Annotated in this window: 17 protein-coding genes; 11 read left to right on the top strand and 6 right to left on the bottom strand. The window is 67.4% G+C overall.

Annotated features, from left to right (window positions below; all coding sequences use genetic code 11):
* Positions 1–204: 204 nt before the first annotated feature.
* A complete protein-coding gene (locus K2Y03_RS11670; protein ID WP_294090860.1) occupies positions 205–1,125 on the top strand; it encodes a peptidylprolyl isomerase in 921 nt (306 codons plus the stop codon).
* Between the two features lie 82 nt (positions 1,126–1,207).
* On the opposite strand, the gene rpmG is transcribed toward K2Y03_RS11670, so the two are convergent.
* Positions 1,208–1,375, bottom strand: a complete 168-nt coding sequence (rpmG, locus tag K2Y03_RS11665; protein WP_294090859.1) for a 50S ribosomal protein L33 — start codon at positions 1,373–1,375, stop codon at positions 1,208–1,210.
* Positions 1,376–1,508: 133 nt separating this feature from the next.
* Here rpmG and K2Y03_RS11660 point away from each other — a divergent pair, with 133 nt between their 5' ends.
* Both K2Y03_RS11660 and K2Y03_RS11655 read left to right on the top strand, forming a co-directional pair.
* A complete protein-coding gene (locus tag K2Y03_RS11660) occupies positions 1,509–2,072 on the top strand; it encodes a hypothetical protein (RefSeq protein WP_294090857.1) in 564 nt (187 codons plus the stop codon).
* Between the two features lie 90 nt (positions 2,073–2,162).
* Positions 2,163–2,654 (top strand): DNA starvation/stationary phase protection protein, encoded by a 492-nt coding sequence (locus tag K2Y03_RS11655; RefSeq protein ID WP_294090856.1) that lies wholly within the window; start codon positions 2,163–2,165, stop codon positions 2,652–2,654.
* A gap of 530 nt (positions 2,655–3,184) precedes the next feature.
* Here the strand turns inward: K2Y03_RS11655 and K2Y03_RS11650 are convergent.
* The 3 genes from K2Y03_RS11650 to K2Y03_RS11640 all read right to left on the bottom strand — a co-directional run bounded on the left by K2Y03_RS11650 (position 3,185) and on the right by K2Y03_RS11640 (position 6,002).
* Positions 3,185–4,123, bottom strand: a complete 939-nt coding sequence (locus K2Y03_RS11650) for a GGDEF domain-containing protein (protein WP_294090855.1) — start codon at positions 4,121–4,123, stop codon at positions 3,185–3,187.
* 205 nt (positions 4,124–4,328) lie between these two features.
* Entirely contained in the window at positions 4,329–4,865 is a 537-nt protein-coding gene (locus K2Y03_RS11645; protein ID WP_294090854.1) for a peroxiredoxin, read from the bottom strand.
* Positions 4,866–4,928: 63 nt separating this feature from the next.
* Positions 4,929–6,002, bottom strand: coding sequence for a phospholipase A (locus K2Y03_RS11640; RefSeq protein ID WP_294090853.1), 1,074 nt, complete (start codon positions 6,000–6,002; stop codon positions 4,929–4,931).
* A gap of 72 nt (positions 6,003–6,074) precedes the next feature.
* Between K2Y03_RS11640 and hisN the strand changes: the two genes are divergently transcribed.
* From hisN to K2Y03_RS11600, 8 genes are all read left to right on the top strand, one after another.
* Complete coding sequence (gene hisN, locus K2Y03_RS11635; RefSeq protein ID WP_294090852.1) at positions 6,075–6,860, top strand: histidinol-phosphatase; 786 nt, start codon at positions 6,075–6,077, stop codon at positions 6,858–6,860.
* A 148-nt stretch (positions 6,861–7,008) separates the two neighbouring features.
* Positions 7,009–7,212 (top strand): 50S ribosomal protein L35, encoded by a 204-nt coding sequence (gene rpmI, locus K2Y03_RS11630; protein ID WP_294090851.1) that lies wholly within the window; start codon positions 7,009–7,011, stop codon positions 7,210–7,212.
* A gap of 15 nt (positions 7,213–7,227) precedes the next feature.
* Positions 7,228–7,593 carry a 50S ribosomal protein L20 gene (gene rplT / locus K2Y03_RS11625; protein ID WP_294090850.1) on the top strand — a complete coding sequence of 122 codons (366 nt, stop codon included), beginning with the start codon at positions 7,228–7,230 and terminating at the stop codon, positions 7,591–7,593.
* A 107-nt stretch (positions 7,594–7,700) separates the two neighbouring features.
* The gene (gene pheS, locus K2Y03_RS11620) at positions 7,701–8,780 is read left to right on the top strand and encodes a phenylalanine--tRNA ligase subunit alpha (RefSeq protein ID WP_294090849.1); all 1,080 of its coding nucleotides are present in this window, start codon (positions 7,701–7,703) and stop codon (positions 8,778–8,780) included.
* Positions 8,777–11,146 (top strand): phenylalanine--tRNA ligase subunit beta, encoded by a 2,370-nt coding sequence (pheT, locus tag K2Y03_RS11615; protein WP_294090848.1) that lies wholly within the window; start codon positions 8,777–8,779, stop codon positions 11,144–11,146. Before pheS ends, pheT begins: the two co-directional genes overlap by 4 nt.
* Entirely contained in the window at positions 11,139–11,558 is a 420-nt protein-coding gene (locus tag K2Y03_RS11610) for a VOC family protein (protein WP_294090847.1), read from the top strand. Before pheT ends, K2Y03_RS11610 begins: the two co-directional genes overlap by 8 nt.
* Complete coding sequence (locus tag K2Y03_RS11605; protein ID WP_294090846.1) at positions 11,555–12,418, top strand: aldose 1-epimerase family protein; 864 nt, start codon at positions 11,555–11,557, stop codon at positions 12,416–12,418. The genes K2Y03_RS11610 and K2Y03_RS11605 overlap by 4 nt, the downstream gene beginning before the upstream one ends.
* 171 nt (positions 12,419–12,589) lie before the next feature.
* Positions 12,590–14,116: a peptide chain release factor 3 gene (locus tag K2Y03_RS11600; protein ID WP_294090845.1), complete on the top strand. Its 1,527-nt coding sequence runs from the start codon at positions 12,590–12,592 to the stop codon at positions 14,114–14,116.
* 159 nt (positions 14,117–14,275) lie between these two features.
* Here the strand turns inward: K2Y03_RS11600 and cutA are convergent, their stop codons facing one another.
* The gene (cutA, locus tag K2Y03_RS11595; protein ID WP_294090844.1) at positions 14,276–14,596 is read right to left on the bottom strand and encodes a divalent-cation tolerance protein CutA; all 321 of its coding nucleotides are present in this window, start codon (positions 14,594–14,596) and stop codon (positions 14,276–14,278) included.
* 151 nt (positions 14,597–14,747) lie between these two features.
* Positions 14,748–17,105 carry a TonB-dependent receptor gene (locus K2Y03_RS11590; protein ID WP_294090843.1) on the bottom strand — a complete coding sequence of 786 codons (2,358 nt, stop codon included), beginning with the start codon at positions 17,103–17,105 and terminating at the stop codon, positions 14,748–14,750.
* Positions 17,106–17,311 lie beyond the last annotated feature (206 nt).

Below are 17,311 nucleotides of genomic sequence, written 5' to 3'. Positions count from 1 at the left end.
TCGAACCCTCGATACGGTTTTGCCGTATACTCACTTTCCAGGCGAGCGCCTTCGACCACTCGGCCACCGCTCCGCATTGTGCCGGAAAGGCCGGTGCCCTAGCCGCCCGCCGCCACTTTCGCAAGGCGCCGTGGCATGGCAGGGTGGGGCATGCGCCTTGCCCTCCCCCTGTTGAGCGCCGCTGCGCTCTGCACCGCCGCCGCGATGGCTCAATCGCCCGCGCCCCCCGCTGCCGCCGGCAAGCTGGCCGTGCTGAGTCCCGGCGAGATCGTGGCGTCGGCGCCCGCCGGCGACTGGGTGGCGATCGATCCGGCCGACCTGCTGGTGATGGACCTGGCGCCCGACCGGGACGGCCGCGCCCGCCGCGTCGTCATCCAGCTGATGCCGCCACCTTTTTCGCAAGGGTGGGTGGGGAATATCCGCAAGCTTGCCGCCGCGCATTGGTGGGACGGGCTGGCGATCGTGCGCGTGCAGGACAATTATGTCGTGCAATGGGGCGACCCCGATGGCGAGGACAGGAAGAAGGCGCGGGCGTTACCGGAGGGGTTAGTGACGCCGCCAGAGAGCGAATATGTCGTCCGAGCTTGGTGCGGAGGACATATCTGCCCACCATTTTTGCCCGTCGGCCAACCTACAAACATGATTGATGGATCAACCAACGGCACCGCGGGTTTCCTCAAAAATTGGGCGGTAAGGCAGGATGGGCGCGATGCCTGGCCCGTCCACTGTTACGGCATGGTCGGCGTCGGGCGCGGCCTGCCGCCGGATACCGGCACCGGCGCCGAGCTCTACACCGTCATCGGCCATGCGCCGCGCCATCTGGATCGCAACATCGCGCTGGTCGGCCGCGTGATCGCGGGCATCGAGCATCTGTCGAGCCTGCCGCGCGGCACCGGGGCGCTGGGCTTCTATGAAAAACCCGAGGAGCGGGTGGCGATCACCTCGATCCGGCTGGGCAATGAGGTGGCCGCGCTGCCGCGCTACCAATATCTGTCGACCGAAAGTGCGAGCTTTGCCCGTTATGCCGATGCGCGCGCCAATCGCCGCGATGCGTTCTTCATCCAGCCGGCGGGCGGGGCGGACATCTGCAACATTCCGGTGCCGGTGCGCGCGGCGCCGAAGTGAGGCGGCGCCGCGCTGTCACGCGCGCAGCAAAAAGGGCCGCGACACGTGCCACGACCCTTTGCAAAAGTGCGGCGGCAAGCGCTTACTTGATCTTGGCTTCCTTGAACTCGACATGCTTGCGCACAACGGGGTCATATTTGCGGAAGGTCAGCTTCTCGGTCTGGGTGCGCGGATTCTTCTTGGTGACATAGAAGAAACCGGTATCAGCGGTGCTGACGAGACGAATCTTGACGGTGGTCGGCTTTGCCATGACCCGAAATCCTGACGGTTAGAAAACAAACAAGCGGCGTGCGTGCTGCCCGCCGCTCGAAACAGGCGGGCGCAATGACTCATCACCCGGGCAAAGTCAAGCAGGCACGCATGCGGGCATGCCGGGAGGCGATGTGGACGCGCTGATGGCTGCACTGGTCGCGGCGCTTGCCGCGCAGCTGAGCGACCGGGTGGGGCTGGGCGCGGCGGCGATTGCGGGGCGCACCGGCCGGGCGGGCGCGGTGATTCTGGGCACCGCGCTGGCGCTCGCCATCGCCAATGCCCTTGCCGCGGGCGCCGCCGCCGTCATCGCGCCGCTGCTGACGCCCAATGCCCGCGCGCTGTTTTTGGCGCTCGCGCTCGGCTCGGCGGCGCTGGGCGGGATCGGTGCGGCGAAACCACCGCGCGAGGGCGGCGGGCGGCTGGGGCCGTTCACCGCCGCGCTGGTCAGCGGGCTGGCGCTGGGGCTGGGCGACCGCAGCCAGTTTCTGGCCGGTGCGATCGGCGTGCGCAGCGGCGCGGGCATCTTTGCTGCGACCGGCGCGACGATCGGCGGCACAGTGGCGGTGGCCGCGCTGGTGCTGGCCGAGCCAGGGCTGCGCCGGGTGCTGGCAGGGCCGATGGTGCGGCTGCCGCTCGCCGCGCTGTTCGCGCTGGCGGCCATCGCGGCGGCACTCAGCGCGTTCCGACTGATCTAGCGCGGCGTTCACACAAAGTGGCAGAATGCGTTCGCGGGTGCGCGGGCGCCATGCTATATCGTCGCCGGTAACTCATTGAGGATGAAGACGATGACGACGCTGATCGAACCGGCGGCGATGCCGCTTGCGCATAATCGCCTGCAGAGCGTGGCCGACGCGCTGAACGGCGTGCTGGCGGACAGTTTTGCACTGTACCTGAAGACCAAGAATTTCCACTGGCACGTCTCCGGCCCGCATTTCCGCGATTACCATCTGCTGCTCGATGCGCAGGCGACGCAGATCCTGGCGATTACCGACCTGGTTGCCGAGCGGGTGCGCAAGCTGGGCGGCACCACCTTGCGCTCGATCGGCGATATCGCGCGGCGGCAGACAATTATCGACAACGACGCCGAGCGGGTGACCGCGGCTGACATGCTGGCCGAACTGCGCGAGGACAATCTGAAGCTGGTCGCGGCCCTGCGCGACCTGAAGGACCTGGCCGATGCGGCGCGGGACAATGCAACCTCGGGCCTGGTCGATGGCTGGACGGATGAGGCGGAACAGCGCGCCTGGTTTCTGCTGGAGGCATCGCGCGGGGCCTGACGGATGCCCCTGGCGATGGCCGGATGATTATCGGCCTGCCTGGCCTGTCGCGGCCGGTGTCGCGATCACCGGCTGCGCCGGCTGGCGGCCATCAGATCGCCGTCAGCGCGTTGAGGAGCATCGTCTGCCCCAGGATCAGGAGCCCGGTGGTCGCAAGTGCCGCCATCCCGAGCGAGAACCCCGTCAATTTGGACATTGGTTTTCTCCGATTGCGAATTGGGTGTCAGGCCACCGGCAGGACCGGCACGGCCATGGTGACGAACATCGCGGTTGCGACCATCGCGGCAGCAAGCGAGGTGAAGGTCTTGGTCAGGCTTTCGGTGCGGAACATCGTGCATCTCCTTGGTTTCGATCCGCCGCCGGACCATCCGGCAGCGATGCCAAGGGAAATGCATAGCCCGTGCCAAACCGGCTAAGCCATTGATTTACAAGATTTGCTGTTTTGGCGGCCAATCGATCTGGTAGATTTGGCCGATTGATCCGGGAAAATATCCCATGAACTGGCGCTGCACGCCATGTTCAGCAGACGGTCAGCCCAGCTTGATGCAGTTCCGGCCGTCGGCCTTTGCCGAGTAAAGCAACTGGTCGGCGCGGATGAACACTTCGCCCACATCCTCGCCGGGCAGGGCGGCGGTCAGGCCGGAGGAGAAGGTGACTTCACCCAGCGGCGCATCGGTTTCGCGCAGGCGATAGCGCTTGCCGGCAACCAGCACACGCGCCGCGTCGAGCTTGCGGCGCGCTTCGGCCAGTTCCAAACCCGAAAACAGGATGACGAATTCCTCGCCTCCATAACGCGCGACAAGATGGCCTTCGCACTGTTCGGCGAGCGCAGACCCCACCGCCTTCAGCACCCGGTCGCCAACTGCGTGGCCGAAACCGTCGTTGACGCGCTTGAAATGATCGATGTCGCACACTGCCAGGCACAGAGCTTCGCCCCGCGCCGCGCGCTCGGCAAAGCTTTCCTCGAACACGCGCCGGTTGGGCAGGTCAGTCAGCGGGTCGCGCCGCGCATTGTCGCGCGCTTCCTCCAGCTTCTTGCGCAGATCGCTGGCTTCGCGCGTCGCCGCTTCCAACTGGCTCTCGGCGGACTGGACACGGTCGAGCATCGCATGGGTCAGCCGCAGCACGTCGCTGGCATCGCTGTTGCTGGCGCGGATGGCGTCGGCACTGGCGGCCAGGTTGCGACCGAAGCTCTGCGTGTCGGCGCGCATCGCGGCCACCAGGTCGGCAAAGCCCTCGACCTGCATCTGGGTCTGCGCGACCAGCCCTTGCGCCACTGCGCTTGCCTGTTCGGCGACCGGCGCATTGGCCACGTCACCGCCCAGCGAATCAATGTCCTTCGCGGTCAGCCGGAAGCCGCCATCGGTGATGGCCGACACCGCCTTTGCCAGCGGCCCTTCGGGGTTCTGGCAAACGCGATAGGCGAATTCATAATTGGGTGGCTCTGGCGTGAGATGGTTGCGCGCCATGAAGTCGCCAATTCTGGCGAACAATGATCCGCACGCATCACCGCGTTCGAGTGCTTGCACCTTGCCCCGTCCCATCGCGTCTGCGTCGTCCCTTTCGCCCTTCCCGTATTTCTACGATAGTCGGTGATCGATTCGACGATCTTCTCTACAACCCGTTTCCTAAAATTGGGTTGTTGTGATCCTGGGACGGGGTGCAACGCGGGCGTCAGCCCTTTGGTGAGGCCAGACGCTTTACCGCGTCAAGCGTGTTGCGGACATGGTCGGCATAGTTCATGTCATTGTGAACATAGACGATCTTGCCGGCGGGCGAGATGACATAGCTGGTGCGCGTCGTCATCACGCGCGGTGCCGCCCGGCTGAGCGCCACGTCATAGCCGGCAATCACCGCCGGGCCGGCGCTGGCCACCATGAACTGGCCGGCGCAATCCTTTTTCGAGAAATCGGCGAGCACGTCGACCGGGTCTGCCGACATGCCGATCACCGTGGCGCCAGCCTTTTTGAACGCCGGGATCGCCTCAGCGAAAGCGCGCGCCTCCGCCGAGCAGCCGGGCGTGAAGGCGGCCGGGAAGAAATAGAGCACCACCGGCCCCTTCTTCAGCAGCTTGGCGAGATTGACGTCGGAAATCTTGCCGGCGGTTGCCCCGCGCGTGGTGAAATCGGGCGCGGCGGCCCCCGGCGCGAGCGCGGCAAGCGCGGGCGTTGCGGCGAGCAGCGACAGCAGGGCGGCAGGAACGAGGCGCATCGGTCAATCTCCATCTAGGCGGCACCCCGCACCATAGGCCGCGCGACGCGGTGGAGATAGCCCCTAGCGCGTGAACGCAATCCCCGCGCGCAGCCGGTTTTCGACCTGGTTGTAGCGCGGCAATTGCTCGCCAAAGCCGGTAAAGCCCTGAACGAACAGATAGACGCCGGCATCGCCCGCCAGCCGCTTGAGCGGGTAGGAGATGAACATTTCCGCCGCCCCCCGCCCGGTTGCCGGGTTGCCGCGCCCATTGAACGCGAACTTCCACCCGTCGCGCTGATAAAGCGAGGCGTTGATTCCACCATAGCCCCAGAAGCGGTCGACATCCTGCGCCAGCGCGCGCCCGCCAAAGAAGATCCACGCTTCCGGCGCGACGTTCAGCTCCCATCGCCCGCCGAGATTGAACCGCTGATTGGCGCGGATGAAGAAGCGGTTGAGGTCATAGGAATCGGCGCGTCCGCCGCCGTTTGAATCGTGGCGATAGCCCACCGCCACACGAAGCCCCTCGGCCACGCCCCGCTCGAAGAAGATTTCGGGCCGATAGATGTTGCTCTCGATCGGGGCCGAATCGTCATAGACCCGCCAGAAGGCGGTCTGGGTATAGGCGACGTTCAGGTCCTTCAGCAGGCCGGCGGCAAAGGGCCGCACCGCAAAGCTCCCCTGCAGCTTCAGCCCCGCCGCGCGATCACCCAGCGCGAAATAGGTCGGTTCATAGGCGCGGATGCGGCTGAAAAAGCCGCTGGAGACCCCGCGCGAATCGGTGACGCTGGCCTCCTCCTCCCGGGCGGGGGGCGCGGCGGTCGCAGCCAGCGCCGGTGCCTGCTGCCCAGCCGGGGCCAGGCGGTAGCGCAGCTTCACGAACCCGCCGGCCGCGACCGGTGCCCGGTCCGCCGCTGCATCCGGCACCAGCGCAACCGGCGTGCCATCCTGCGCGATTGTCTCGATCCGGTCGGGCGGGGTGGCGGGCGCGGCGTTGCTGCCCTCGTTCACCAGAAACACCTCCACGCCATCGCGTGCCGCCTCTGCCCGGCTGGCGGGCGGTGAGACCAGCGGGCGCAGCTGGGCAGCGGCAGGGCTGGCGACGGCGGCGGCAAGCGCGAGCGGCACCAGAGCGATCGGGCGGGGGAACAGGCGCATGCCACAGACTTGCAGGCTATTGTGACACAAGCGAGGCTGGCGGCGCCCCGGCGGCTGCGCTAGGCGACGGGCATGACCCGCCTGACCGATGCCGAAATCACCCTTGCCCAGGCGCTGGCCGATGCCGCCGGCGCGGTGATCCGCCCCTATTTCCGCAACGCCCATGGGCTGGAGACGAAAAGCGACCAGTCGCCGGTGACGCTCGCCGACCGCGAGGCCGAGGCCGCCATGCGCCGGCTGATCGAGGCGCGCTTTCCCGACGACGCGATCATCGGCGAGGAATATGGCACCCGGCCCGGCCGCTCGGGCCGCGCCTGGGTGCTCGACCCGATCGACGGCACTCGCGCCTTCATTGCCGGGCGGCCGATCTTCGGCACGCTGATTGCGCTGGTGGTGGAAGGGTGGCCGATGCTGGGGGTGATCGACCAGCCGATCCTGAAGGAGCGCTGGCTGGGCGTCACCGGCCGGACCACGCTGTTCAATGGCACGCCTGCCGAAACCCGGCCCTGCCCGGCGCTTGCCGAAGCACTGCTTGCCACCACCTCGCCCGCCTTGTTCGACGATCATCAGCTCCACGCCTTTGAACATCTGGACGGGCAGGTGCGCTCCACCCTGCTGGGCGGCGATTGCTATAATTATGGCACGGTGGCGAGCGGGCATCTCGACATCGTGGTCGAGGCCGGGCTGAAGCTGCACGACTTTGCCGCACTGGTGCCGGTGGTGGAGGGCGCGGGCGGCCGGCTGTGCGACTGGGCGGGCGATCCGCTGACCGAAAACAGCCGCGGCGAAGTGATTGCGGCGGGCGACCCGGCACGGATCGACGACATTGTCGAGGCGCTGGCCTGCCGGGGGCATTGAGCGGCGACGGCCGGCCGCGCCGAATCGCATTGCCTTTGTCCGCGCTTTGGACTAAGCGCCTCGCCTTTCCGCGATACGCGATGAATGGTCCGGCCAGGAATGGGCTGCCGTGGCTGTTCGGAATCGTCGGCAAATTGAGGAGACGAAAATGCCCAAGCTCAAGACCAAGAGCGGTGTGAAGAAGCGCTTCAAGCTCACCGCGACCGGCAAGATCAAGCACGGCGTCGCCGGCAAGCGCCACCGGCTGATCAGCCACAATGCCAAATATATCCGCCAGAACCGCGGCACCAGCGTGCTGTCGGATGCCGATACCAAGACCGTGAAGGCCTGGGCGCCTTACGGGCTTAACTGAGGGAGCCGCTGAACCATGGCACGCGTCAAACGGGGTGTAACCACCCGCGCCAAGCACAAGCGGATTCTGGAATCGGCGAAGGGCTATTATGGCCGCCGCAAGAACACCATCCGCATTGCCCGCCAGGCCGTCGAAAAGGCCGGGCAATATGCCTATCGCGACCGCAAGGTTAAGAAGCGCTCGTTCCGGGCGCTGTGGATCCAGCGCATCAACGCCGGTGTCCGCGCCGAGGGCCTGACCTATTCGCAGTTCATGCACGGGCTGAAGCTCGCCGGCATCGAACTCGACCGGAAGGTGCTGGCTGACATCGCGATGCACGAGGGCGAAGCCTTTACCGCCATCGTCGCACAGGCGAAGGCGGCATTGCCCCAGGCCGCCTGACAAGGCACCTGCGCGACGAAAAATAGGGGCGCTGCCGGGATGCCGGCGGCGCCCCTTGCTTTTTGGGGCTGGCGCAAGTCAAACCTCCTCGCCAAGGCGAAACCACCATGACCGAACCAGAAACCCTGAAGGCCGACCTCCTCGCCCAGATTGCGGCGGCGACCAGCCCCGACGCGCTGGAGGCGATCCGCGTTGCCGCGCTCGGCAAATCGGGCCAGATCACCCAGCTGCTGAAAACCTTGGGCGCGATGACGCCGGAACAGCGGCTGGCCGAGGGGCCGCGCATCCATGCCCTGCGCGAGGGGGTGAGCGACGCGCTCGCCAGCCGCAAGGCGGTGCTGGAACGCGCCGCGCTCGACGCCCGGCTGGCGACCGAGACGCTCGACATGACGCTGCCGGCCGAGCCGCAGGTGTTCGGTACCATCCACCCGGTGAGCCAGGTGATGGACGAGCTGGCGGAAATCTTCGCCGATCTGGGCTTTGCGGTGGCGACGGGTCCGGAGATCGAGACCGACTGGTACAACTTCACCGCGCTCAACATTCCGGAGACGCACCCGGCGCGGGCGATGCATGATACCTTCTACCTCGCGGGCGAGCATGAGAAGCCGATGGTCCTGCGTACCCACACCAGCCCGGTGCAGATCCGCGCGATGCAGGCCGCCGGTGGCGACAAGCCCGTCTACATCATCGCGCCGGGCCGCACCTATCGGTCGGACAGCGATGCCACCCACACGCCGATGTTCCACCAGGTCGAGGGGCTGGTCATCGACAAGGGCATTACGCTTGGCCATCTGAAATGGACGCTGGAGACCTTCCTGAAGGCCTATTTCGAGCGTGACGATATCGTGCTGCGGCTGCGCCCGAGCTATTTCCCCTTCACCGAGCCGTCGGTCGAGATCGACGTCGGTTACAGCGTGCAGAACGGCAAGCGGGTGATTGGCGGCAGCGACCGCTGGATGGAAGTGCTGGGCAGCGGCATGGTGCACCGGAAGGTGATCGCGGCCGGCGGCTATGACCCCGACCAGTGGCAGGGCTTTGCCTTTGGCTGCGGGATCGACCGGCTGGCGATGCTGAAATACGGGATGGACGATCTGCGCGCGTTTTTCGACGGCGATATCCGCTGGTTGAGGCATTATGGCTTTGGCGTGCTCGACGTGCCGACGCTGTCGGGGGGAGTGGGCGCATGAAGTTCACCCTGTCCTGGCTCAAGGAGCATCTGGAAACCGACGCTGAACTAGACAGTGTCGTGGATACTCTGACGCGCATCGGCCTCGAGGTGGAAGGGGTCGACAATCCCGGTGCCGCGCTGGCGGCGTTCCGCGTCGCGCGGGTGGTGTCTGCCGAGCGTCACCCCCAGGCCGACAAGCTGCAGGTGCTGATGGTCGATGCCGGCGACGGCCCGGTCCAGGTGGTGTGCGGCGCGCCCAATGCGCGTGCCGGGCTGGTCGGCGTGTTCGGCCCGCCGGGCGCGTGGGTGCCGGGCAGCGGCTTTGCGCTGAAGGTCGCGGCGATCCGGGGTGTAGAATCGAACGGCATGATGTGTTCCGCGCGCGAGCTGGAAATCGGCGAGGGGCATGACGGCATCATCGAACTGCCAGCGGATGCGCCGGTCGGCACGCCCTTTCCCGCCTTTGCCGGGCTCGACGATCCGGTGATCGAGGTGTCTGTCACGCCCAACAAGCAGGACTGCATGGGCGTGCGCGGCATTGCCCGCGATCTGGCAGCGGCTGGGCTCGGGCGGTTGCGCGCGCTGGCCGATGTCTATCGCATGGGCGCGGCGCCCACCGCCCCGGCCGGCCCGGGGCCGGACGTGCGCACCGACGACGCGGAAGGCTGCCCGGCTTTTTTCGCGCAGGCGGTCACCGGCGTCACCAACCGCGCGGCGCCGGAGTGGATGCAGCGCAAGCTCACAGCAATTGGCCAGAAGCCGATTTCGGCGCTGGTCGACATCACCAATTTCGTGATGATCGATCTGGGCCGGCCGCTCCACGTCTATGACCGGGCCAAGCTGACCGGTGCGCTCGTCGCGCGGCGCGCGCGCGCGGGCGAGACCGTGCTGGCGCTGAACGGCAAGACCTATGCGCTCGACGAGACGATGACCGTCATCGCCGATGACAGGGACGTGCACGATATCGGCGGCATCATGGGCGGCGAGCATTCGGGCTGTTCCGACAGCACCACCGACGTGCTGATCGAATGCGCCTATTTCGACCCCGAGCATATCGCGCGTACCGGCCAGAAGCTGATGCTGACCAGCGACGCGCGCCAGCGGTTCGAGCGCGGCGTGGACCCGGCCTTTCTGGACGAGGGGCTGGCGATCGCCACCTGGCTGGTGACCGAGCATTGCGGCGGCACGCCCAGCGGCATCACCCGCGCCGGCACCCCGCCCGTCGAGCGACGCAGCATCGCCTATGATCCGGCGCGCGCGGAGACGCTGGGCGGGGTCGCCGTGCCGGCCGAGCGCCAGCGCGCCATTCTGGAAGGGCTGGGCTTTGCCGTATCCGACGCGTGGCAGGTGGGCGTGCCGAGCTGGCGCCGCGATGTCGACGGGCCGGCCGACCTGGTCGAGGAAGTGATCCGCATCCATGGCATCGATCAGGTACCCTCCACCCCGCTGCCGCGCGCGGCGGGCGTGGCGCGGCCCACCGCGACGCTGGCACAGAAGCAGGAACGCCGGGTGCGCCGCGCGGCCGCCGCACGCGGGCTGTATGAAGCGGTGACGTGGAGCTTCCTGCCAGAGCGCGAGGCGGCGATCTTCGGCGGCGGCGCCTGGACGCTGGCCAACCCGATCAGCGAGGACATGAAGGTGATGCGCCCGTCGCTGCTGCCCGGCCTGCTGGCGGCGGCCGCGCGCAACATGAAGCGCGGCGCCGACGGTGTGCCGCTGTTCGAGATCGGCCGGCGCTATCTGGCCGAGGGCGAGCGCGCGACGCTGGGCCTGGTGCTGGCCGGCACCCGCCGCGCGCGCAGCTGGCAGGCGGGCCGCGCAGTGGCCCATGACGCGTTCGATGCCAAGGCACTGGCGCTGGCGCTGCTGGCCGAAGCCGGCGCGCCGGTCGACAATCTGCAGGTGATGGGGGAGGCAGGCGAGGCGTGGCACCCGGGCCAGTCCGGCACGCTGCGGCTGGGGCCCAAAACGGTGCTGGCGACCTTCGGCATGCTCCACCCGCTGACCCTGAAGGCGTTCGATCTCGACGGCCCGGTGGCCGCCGCCGAGCTGTATCTGGATGCGGTGCCCGCCCGCCGCACCGCCGGCTTCATGCGCGCGCCCTATGCGCCGCCCGCGCTGCAGGCGGTGACGCGCGACTTCGCCTTCCTGGTGCCTGAGGGGCTGGCGGCCGATGCGCTGGTCCGCGCGGTGAAGGGGGCGGACAAGGCGGCGATCACCTCGGCACGGCTGTTCGACCTGTTCGAGCGCGACGGCCAGCGCTCAATGGCGGTGGAGGTCACGCTCCAGCCCGGCGAGAAGAGCTTTACCGAGGCCGAGCTGAAGCAGATTGCCGACAAGGTGGTGGCCGCCGCCGCCAAGCTGGGCGCGTCCTTGCGTGGCTGAGGGCGCGCGCCTGACCGGGCTGGTCCCGCTGCTCCAGGTGTTCGACATGGTCGCGGCGCGCGCCTTCTACATCGATCTGCTGGGTTTTGCCGTCCACCATGCCGCGCCCGAGGTGGAAACCGCGGAGGGACGCTTCAGCCACTGGATGTGGCTGAGGCGCGACGATGTGTCGGTGATGCTGAACACCGCCTATGATTCGAACGAGCGACCGGCGGCGGTGGATGGCGCGCGCTGGGCCGGGCATGGCGATGTCTGCCTGTATCTGGGCTGTTCGGACATTGACGCGTTCCATGCCGGGCTGGCGGCGCGCGGGATGAAGCTCGATCCGCCGGCCGCGACGCCGCACGGCATGCGCCAGCTGACGCTGACCGACCCCGATGGCTATCTGATCTGCGTTCAGGCACCGGCATGATCCGCATTTCCTCCGGCACCCTGTCCGCCGCGATCAACCCGCTTGGCGCCGAGCTGTCCTCGCTGACCGATGGCGAGGGGCGCGAGCTGATGACGGACGCCGACCCCGCTTTCTGGACCGGGCGCGCGCCGATCCTGTTCCCCGTGGTCGGCCGCGTGCGCGACGACCGGATCGTGGTGGACGGCGTGCCCCACCCCATGCCCAAGCACGGCTTTGCGCGGGCGATGCCGTTCGCGCTGGTGGAAGCCGGCGCGGCGGCCGCGCGGTTCCGCCTGACCGACAGCGAGGCAACGCGGGTGCATTACCCGTTCGCCTTCGCGCTCGATCTCGACTTTGCGCTGGCGGGCGCCACGCTGACCATGACGGCGACCGTCACCAACCCCGCCGGGACACCGCTGCCGATGAGCCTGGGCTGGCACCCGGCCTTTGCCTGGCCGCTGCCCTATGGCGCCGCGCGGGCGGCGCACCGGCTGGCCTTTGCCATGGCCGAGGACGGGCCGATGAAGCGCATCACGCCGGCGGGATACAGCACGCCACGCCCAGCGCCGAACCCGGTCGACGGGGCCGTGCTGCCGCTGGCCGATGCGCTGTTCACCGATGATGCGCTGGTGTGGGATCCGGTCGCCAGCCGGGCGCTGCGCTATGGCCCGGCGGAGGGCCCCTGGCTCGACATCGGCTGGGACGGGCCACGCCTGGGGGTGTGGACCAAGCCCGGCGCGCGCTATGTCTGCGTCGAGCCCTGGCACGGCATTGCCGACCCGGAGGATTTTGCCGGCGACTTTGCGGTGAAGCCCGGCATCGTAACGCTCGCGCCCGGCGCGCGCTGGGCAAGCGTGATGACGATCACGCTGACGCGCTGAGAGCTTTTTTGGGCGGTTGCGGCCCACTCCCCCACCCCGCCCCCCACACGATACTGCCGATGGGAGGCGGGGTGGGAGGCCGGGCCGGTGCCGCCGAAATGCGCGCAAAGCGCATTTCCAATTTAACTCGGACACCCTCGACTCGGCGGCGAAATTGGCTAGGGCACCGCGATGACTTCGCCGCGCCGCACCTTCGCCATTATCTCCCACCCCGACGCGGGCAAGACCACGCTGACCGAAAAGCTGCTGGTCGCCGGCGGCGCGATCCATCTGGCCGGCCAGGTGAAGGCGCGGGGCCAGAACCGGCGCGCGCGCAGCGACTGGATGAAGATCGAGCAGCAGCGCGGCATTTCCGTCACCAGTTCGGTGATGACGTTCGAGAAGGACGGCATCACCTTCAACCTGCTCGACACGCCCGGGCACGAGGATTTCTCCGAAGACACCTATCGCACGCTGACCGCCGTCGATTCGGCGGTGATGGTGATCGATGCGGCCAAGGGCATCGAGCCGCAGACGCGCAAATTGTTCGAGGTGTGCCGGCTGCGCTCGGTGCCGATCATCACCTTCGTCAACAAGGTGGACCGCGAGGGGCGCGACCCGTTCGCGCTTCTCGACGAAATTGCCGACAGCCTCGCGCTCGACGTGTGCCCGATGAACTGGCCGGTCGGCATGGGCGGCACCTTTGAAGGGGTGCTGGACCTTGCCAGCGGCAGCATTGCCCGGCCCGAGGGCGACAGCCGCGCCTTTCTGGGCAGGCGCGAGGCGGCACCGGCGCTGCCGGCAGAGGCGGCCGAGGCGGTCGAACTGGCGCAGGCCGGCTATGTCCCGTTTGACGAGACGGCGTACCGCGCCGGCGACCTGACGCCCGTTTATTTCGGCTCGGCGCTGAAGGATTTCGGCGTGGCCGAGCTGATCGAGGCGCTCGCCACCCATGCCCCCGGCCCCCGCGCCCAGCCGGCCGAACCCGCGCCGGTAACGCCCGAAGGCGCGCAGGTGACCGGCTTCATCTTCAAGGTGCAGGCGAACATGGACCCGCAGCACCGCGACCGCATTGCCTTCATGCGGCTGTGCTCGGGCGTGTTCCGGCGGGGCATGAAGCTGACCCCCACCGGCCATGGCAAGCCGATCGCGATCCACTCGCCGATCCTGTTCTTCGCGCAGAACCGCGAGCTGGCGGACGAGGCCTATCCCGGCGACATCATCGGCATTCCCAACCACGGCACGCTGCGCGTGGGCGACACGCTGTCGGAAAAAGCCGATGTCCGCTTCACCGGCCTGCCCAATTTCGCGCCCGAAATCCTGCGCCGGGTGGCGCTCAAGGACCCGACCAAGACCAAGCAGCTGCGCAAGGCGCTGGACGACATGGCCGAGGAAGGCGTGACGCAGGTCTTCTATCCCGAAATCGGCTCCAACTGGATCATCGGCGTGGTCGGCCAGCTGCAGCTGGACGTGCTGCTCAGCCGGCTCGATGCCGAATACAAGGTCGATGCCGGGCTGGAAGCCGCCCCGTTCGACACCGCGCGCTGGGTATCGGCGGCGGACCCGGCCGAGCTGAAGGCATTTGTCGACCTGAACCGCGGCGCCATGGCCAAGGACCGCGACGGCAACCCGGTGTTCCTCGCCAAATCGACCTGGGAAGTGGGCTATGTGAGCGAGCGCTACCCGCAGGTGCGCTTCGCCGCGACGCGCGAACGCTGAGTTTGGGGTGTGGTAATGGCGCGATAAGCCCCTCCCGCCTGCGGGAGGGGTTTGGGGTGGGCGAAACGCGTGCTCACGCGCGATCGGCCCACTTGATGAGAGGCATGAGTGCCCACCCCCGGCCCCTCCCTCAAGCGGGAGGGGAGTGGCGGCCGGCCATCAATCAGGACTGACCGACGCTTTCACCCAGTCGAGATAGGCGGGCAGGCCGGCATCAACGGGGAGCATCACGATTTCGGGCACGTCATAGCCATGATGCGCGGCCAGCCACGCCATTGCCGCATCGGCCCGGTCCCGCATGGTCTTGATCAGCAGCAGCTGCTCGGCCGCCGCTTCGACCTTGCCCTCCCAGCGATACCAGCTGTCGACCGGCAGCGCCTGCACACAGGCCGCCAGCCGCGCCTCGACCAGTCCGCGCGCCATTTCCGCTGCCGAGACACGGTCGGGGACGGCACAGAAGATCGTGACGACCCCGGTCATGGGCGTTCCCCTTGTTTTGGTTCGACTTCAGCTTCGCAGAAGCGGCGGCGGTGCCGGCCCGCTCCCCCACCCGGCCACCCATCAGGATACACTCGTGGGTGGCCGGGTGGGGGAGCGGGCTGGTGCCGCTTCAGCAAAGCTGAAACCAGCTCTAGAAACGCAATCCCGCCGTCAGCGTCCAGGTGCGCGGATCGCCGAAATAGACGGTCTGGATGTTGGCCACGCTCGAAAATTCCTGCCCGTCGGTGCGATAGCGCACATCGGTGAAGTTGCGCACGCCCGCGCGGAAATAATATTTCTTCTCGGCCAGGTCGAGCTGAACATAGGCATTGCCCAGCGCATAGCCGGGCTCGGTCAGGCCCGGCCGGTTGTCCACCGACAGGAAATGCTTGTCGATGAAGCGGCCTTCCAGCCCGAAGGTCAGCGCGTTGCTGCCCAGCGGCACGACATAGTCGCCCGCCAGCCGCCCCGAAATCGGCGGCGCAAAGGCCGGGCGGCAGGTGATCGCCTGGCCGGTCGGGTTGCACGAGAAGGGCTGCGGCGGCACCCGCCGGCCATCGTTGAATTCCAGATAGCGCGCGTCGAGATAGCCGAACGAGCCGGTCAGGGTGAAATAGCGGCTGGGCTTCACCACTGCTTCCAGCTCGATGCCCCAGATGCGCAGCCGCCCGGCGTTGATCACCGGGAACACGCCGGTATTCGCCGCGCCAATCGTGCCGCCGCCGACGCGCGCCTGGAAATTGCGGTAATCGCTGTAGAAGGCGGCCGCCGACAGCCGGATCAGCCCGCCGGCAAGCACTGCCTTCGCGCCGGTTTCATAGGTCCACACCGTTTCCGGCTCGAACCGGTTCACGATGGTCGGCTGGCCGCCCACCACCAAGGTCAGATCGTTGACGCTGTTGGCGCGGCCGTTGAAACCGCCCGATTTGAAGCCCCGGCTGACGCTGGCATAGAACAGGGTGTCGCGGTCAGGCTTGTAGCTGAGCGTGAAGGTGGGCGTCAGTGCGTCGAAGGTCGCCAGATTCTGCGTGTTGAAGGGCGCGGGCAGATTGTCCGGGAAGCGGAAGGTCAGGTTGTTCAGCCCCGCGAACGACGACTGAGTGGTGGTGACGCGGCTATAGCCCTTTTCCTCATAGGTATAGCGCAGCCCGGCCGTGAACGAGAATTTGGGCGTGAAATCATAGGTCACCTGCCCGAACACCGCATAGCTTTTGGTGTTCTGGAAATCGGCGATCGGCCGCGTGAAGGTGACCGGGGCGCCGAGGAAGGTGAAAATGTCGTTGCCGAACGCGGTCTGGTTCGAGCCGACATCCTCATTGAGGAAATAGAAGCCGAGCAGCGCCTTCAGCTTCTCGCTGGTATATTTGAACTGGATTTCCTGGCTGAACTGCTTCTGGTTGATGCCGACAAACACGTCGCCCAGCTGGAACTGGCTGGCGTCGATATCGATGAAGAAATTCGCATCGAGCTTGCGATAACCGGTGATCGAGGTGAGCTGGAGCCGGTCGGTGATGTCGATATTGGCAGTGAGGTTGACGCCCCAATGGTCGAGCGCCTGGCCCTGACCGGGGCGCATGCCGGTCGATGCGCGGAAGTTATAGGGGCCATAGGGTTCCGCCGGCACCAAAGTGCGCGCGCCGGCCGGGAACAGGCTGGTCTGCAGCAGCGGCGCGGTGGGATAGCCCAGCTGCAGCGCGTTGCGCTGGCGGGTATAGTCGCCCGACAGGATGAACTCGACGCCGTCCAGCGGCTTGTAATGCACGATGCCGCGCATCGCCCACAGATTGCGGTCGTTGAAGCGGCGCCCGGTCAGCGGATCGGTGACCAGCCCGTCGCGCCGGTCATAGGTGCCGGCCAGCGAGATGGCGAGCTTGTCGGTGATGATCGGCGCGCTGACATAGCCGTTCAGCAGCACCTGATTATAGGCGCCGTAATTCACCTCGGCCGCGCCCACCACCTTGTTGAAATCGGGCTTGCGGGAGACGATGTTCACCGCGCCGCCAATGGTGTTCTTGCCATAGAGCGTGCCCTGCGGCCCGCGCAGCACTTCCACCCGCTGCACGTCGAACAAGTTCAGCAGCGCGCCCTGGATGCGGCTGAGATAGACGCCGTCGACATAGACGCCGACCGCCGGATCGAAGGTTTGCAGCGCGTCGGGCTGGCCGACGCCGCGGATGAAGAAATTGGCGCTGGTGGTCGATCCGCGGCCCTGCACCAGATTGACGTTGGGCACCGCGCCCTGCAGCCCGGACAGGTCGATCGCCTGCAGCTTGGCGATGTCGCTGGCCTGCAGCGCGGTGACGGCAATCGGCACGTCGAGCAGCCGCTCCTCACGCCGGCGGGCGACCACGACGATGTCATTGTCGGGCTCGGCAGAGGGGCGATCGGCCTGGTCGGCCTGCGCCGGAACGGGGGGCGCGGCGGGCGCGCTTTCGGCAAAGGCGGGCGCGGCAAACAGCGTGGCCCCAGCCAGCAGCGCGGCCCGAACAGCATAACGACGGTCGATCATATCCCCTCCATGCGCCGCGCCGGGTCCTCTGCTGGGCCGCGCGGATGATGGACCCGTCAATACTGAAAGTTGAACCGACTTTCAACTTCGGTATGATGGCCGCCATGAACGAAATCGCCCAGGCTGATGCACGCGCGCCACAGGACCGCACGCCCCGCACCGATCGCGGCCGCAAGACGCTGCGCGCGCTGCTTGACGCGGCCCGC

It is taken from the genome of Sphingomonas sp. (assembly GCF_019746015.1).
In the GTDB taxonomy this organism is placed as follows: Bacteria; Pseudomonadota; Alphaproteobacteria; order Sphingomonadales; family Sphingomonadaceae; genus Sphingomonas.
This window is presented reverse-complemented; position numbering and strand designations above follow the sequence as displayed.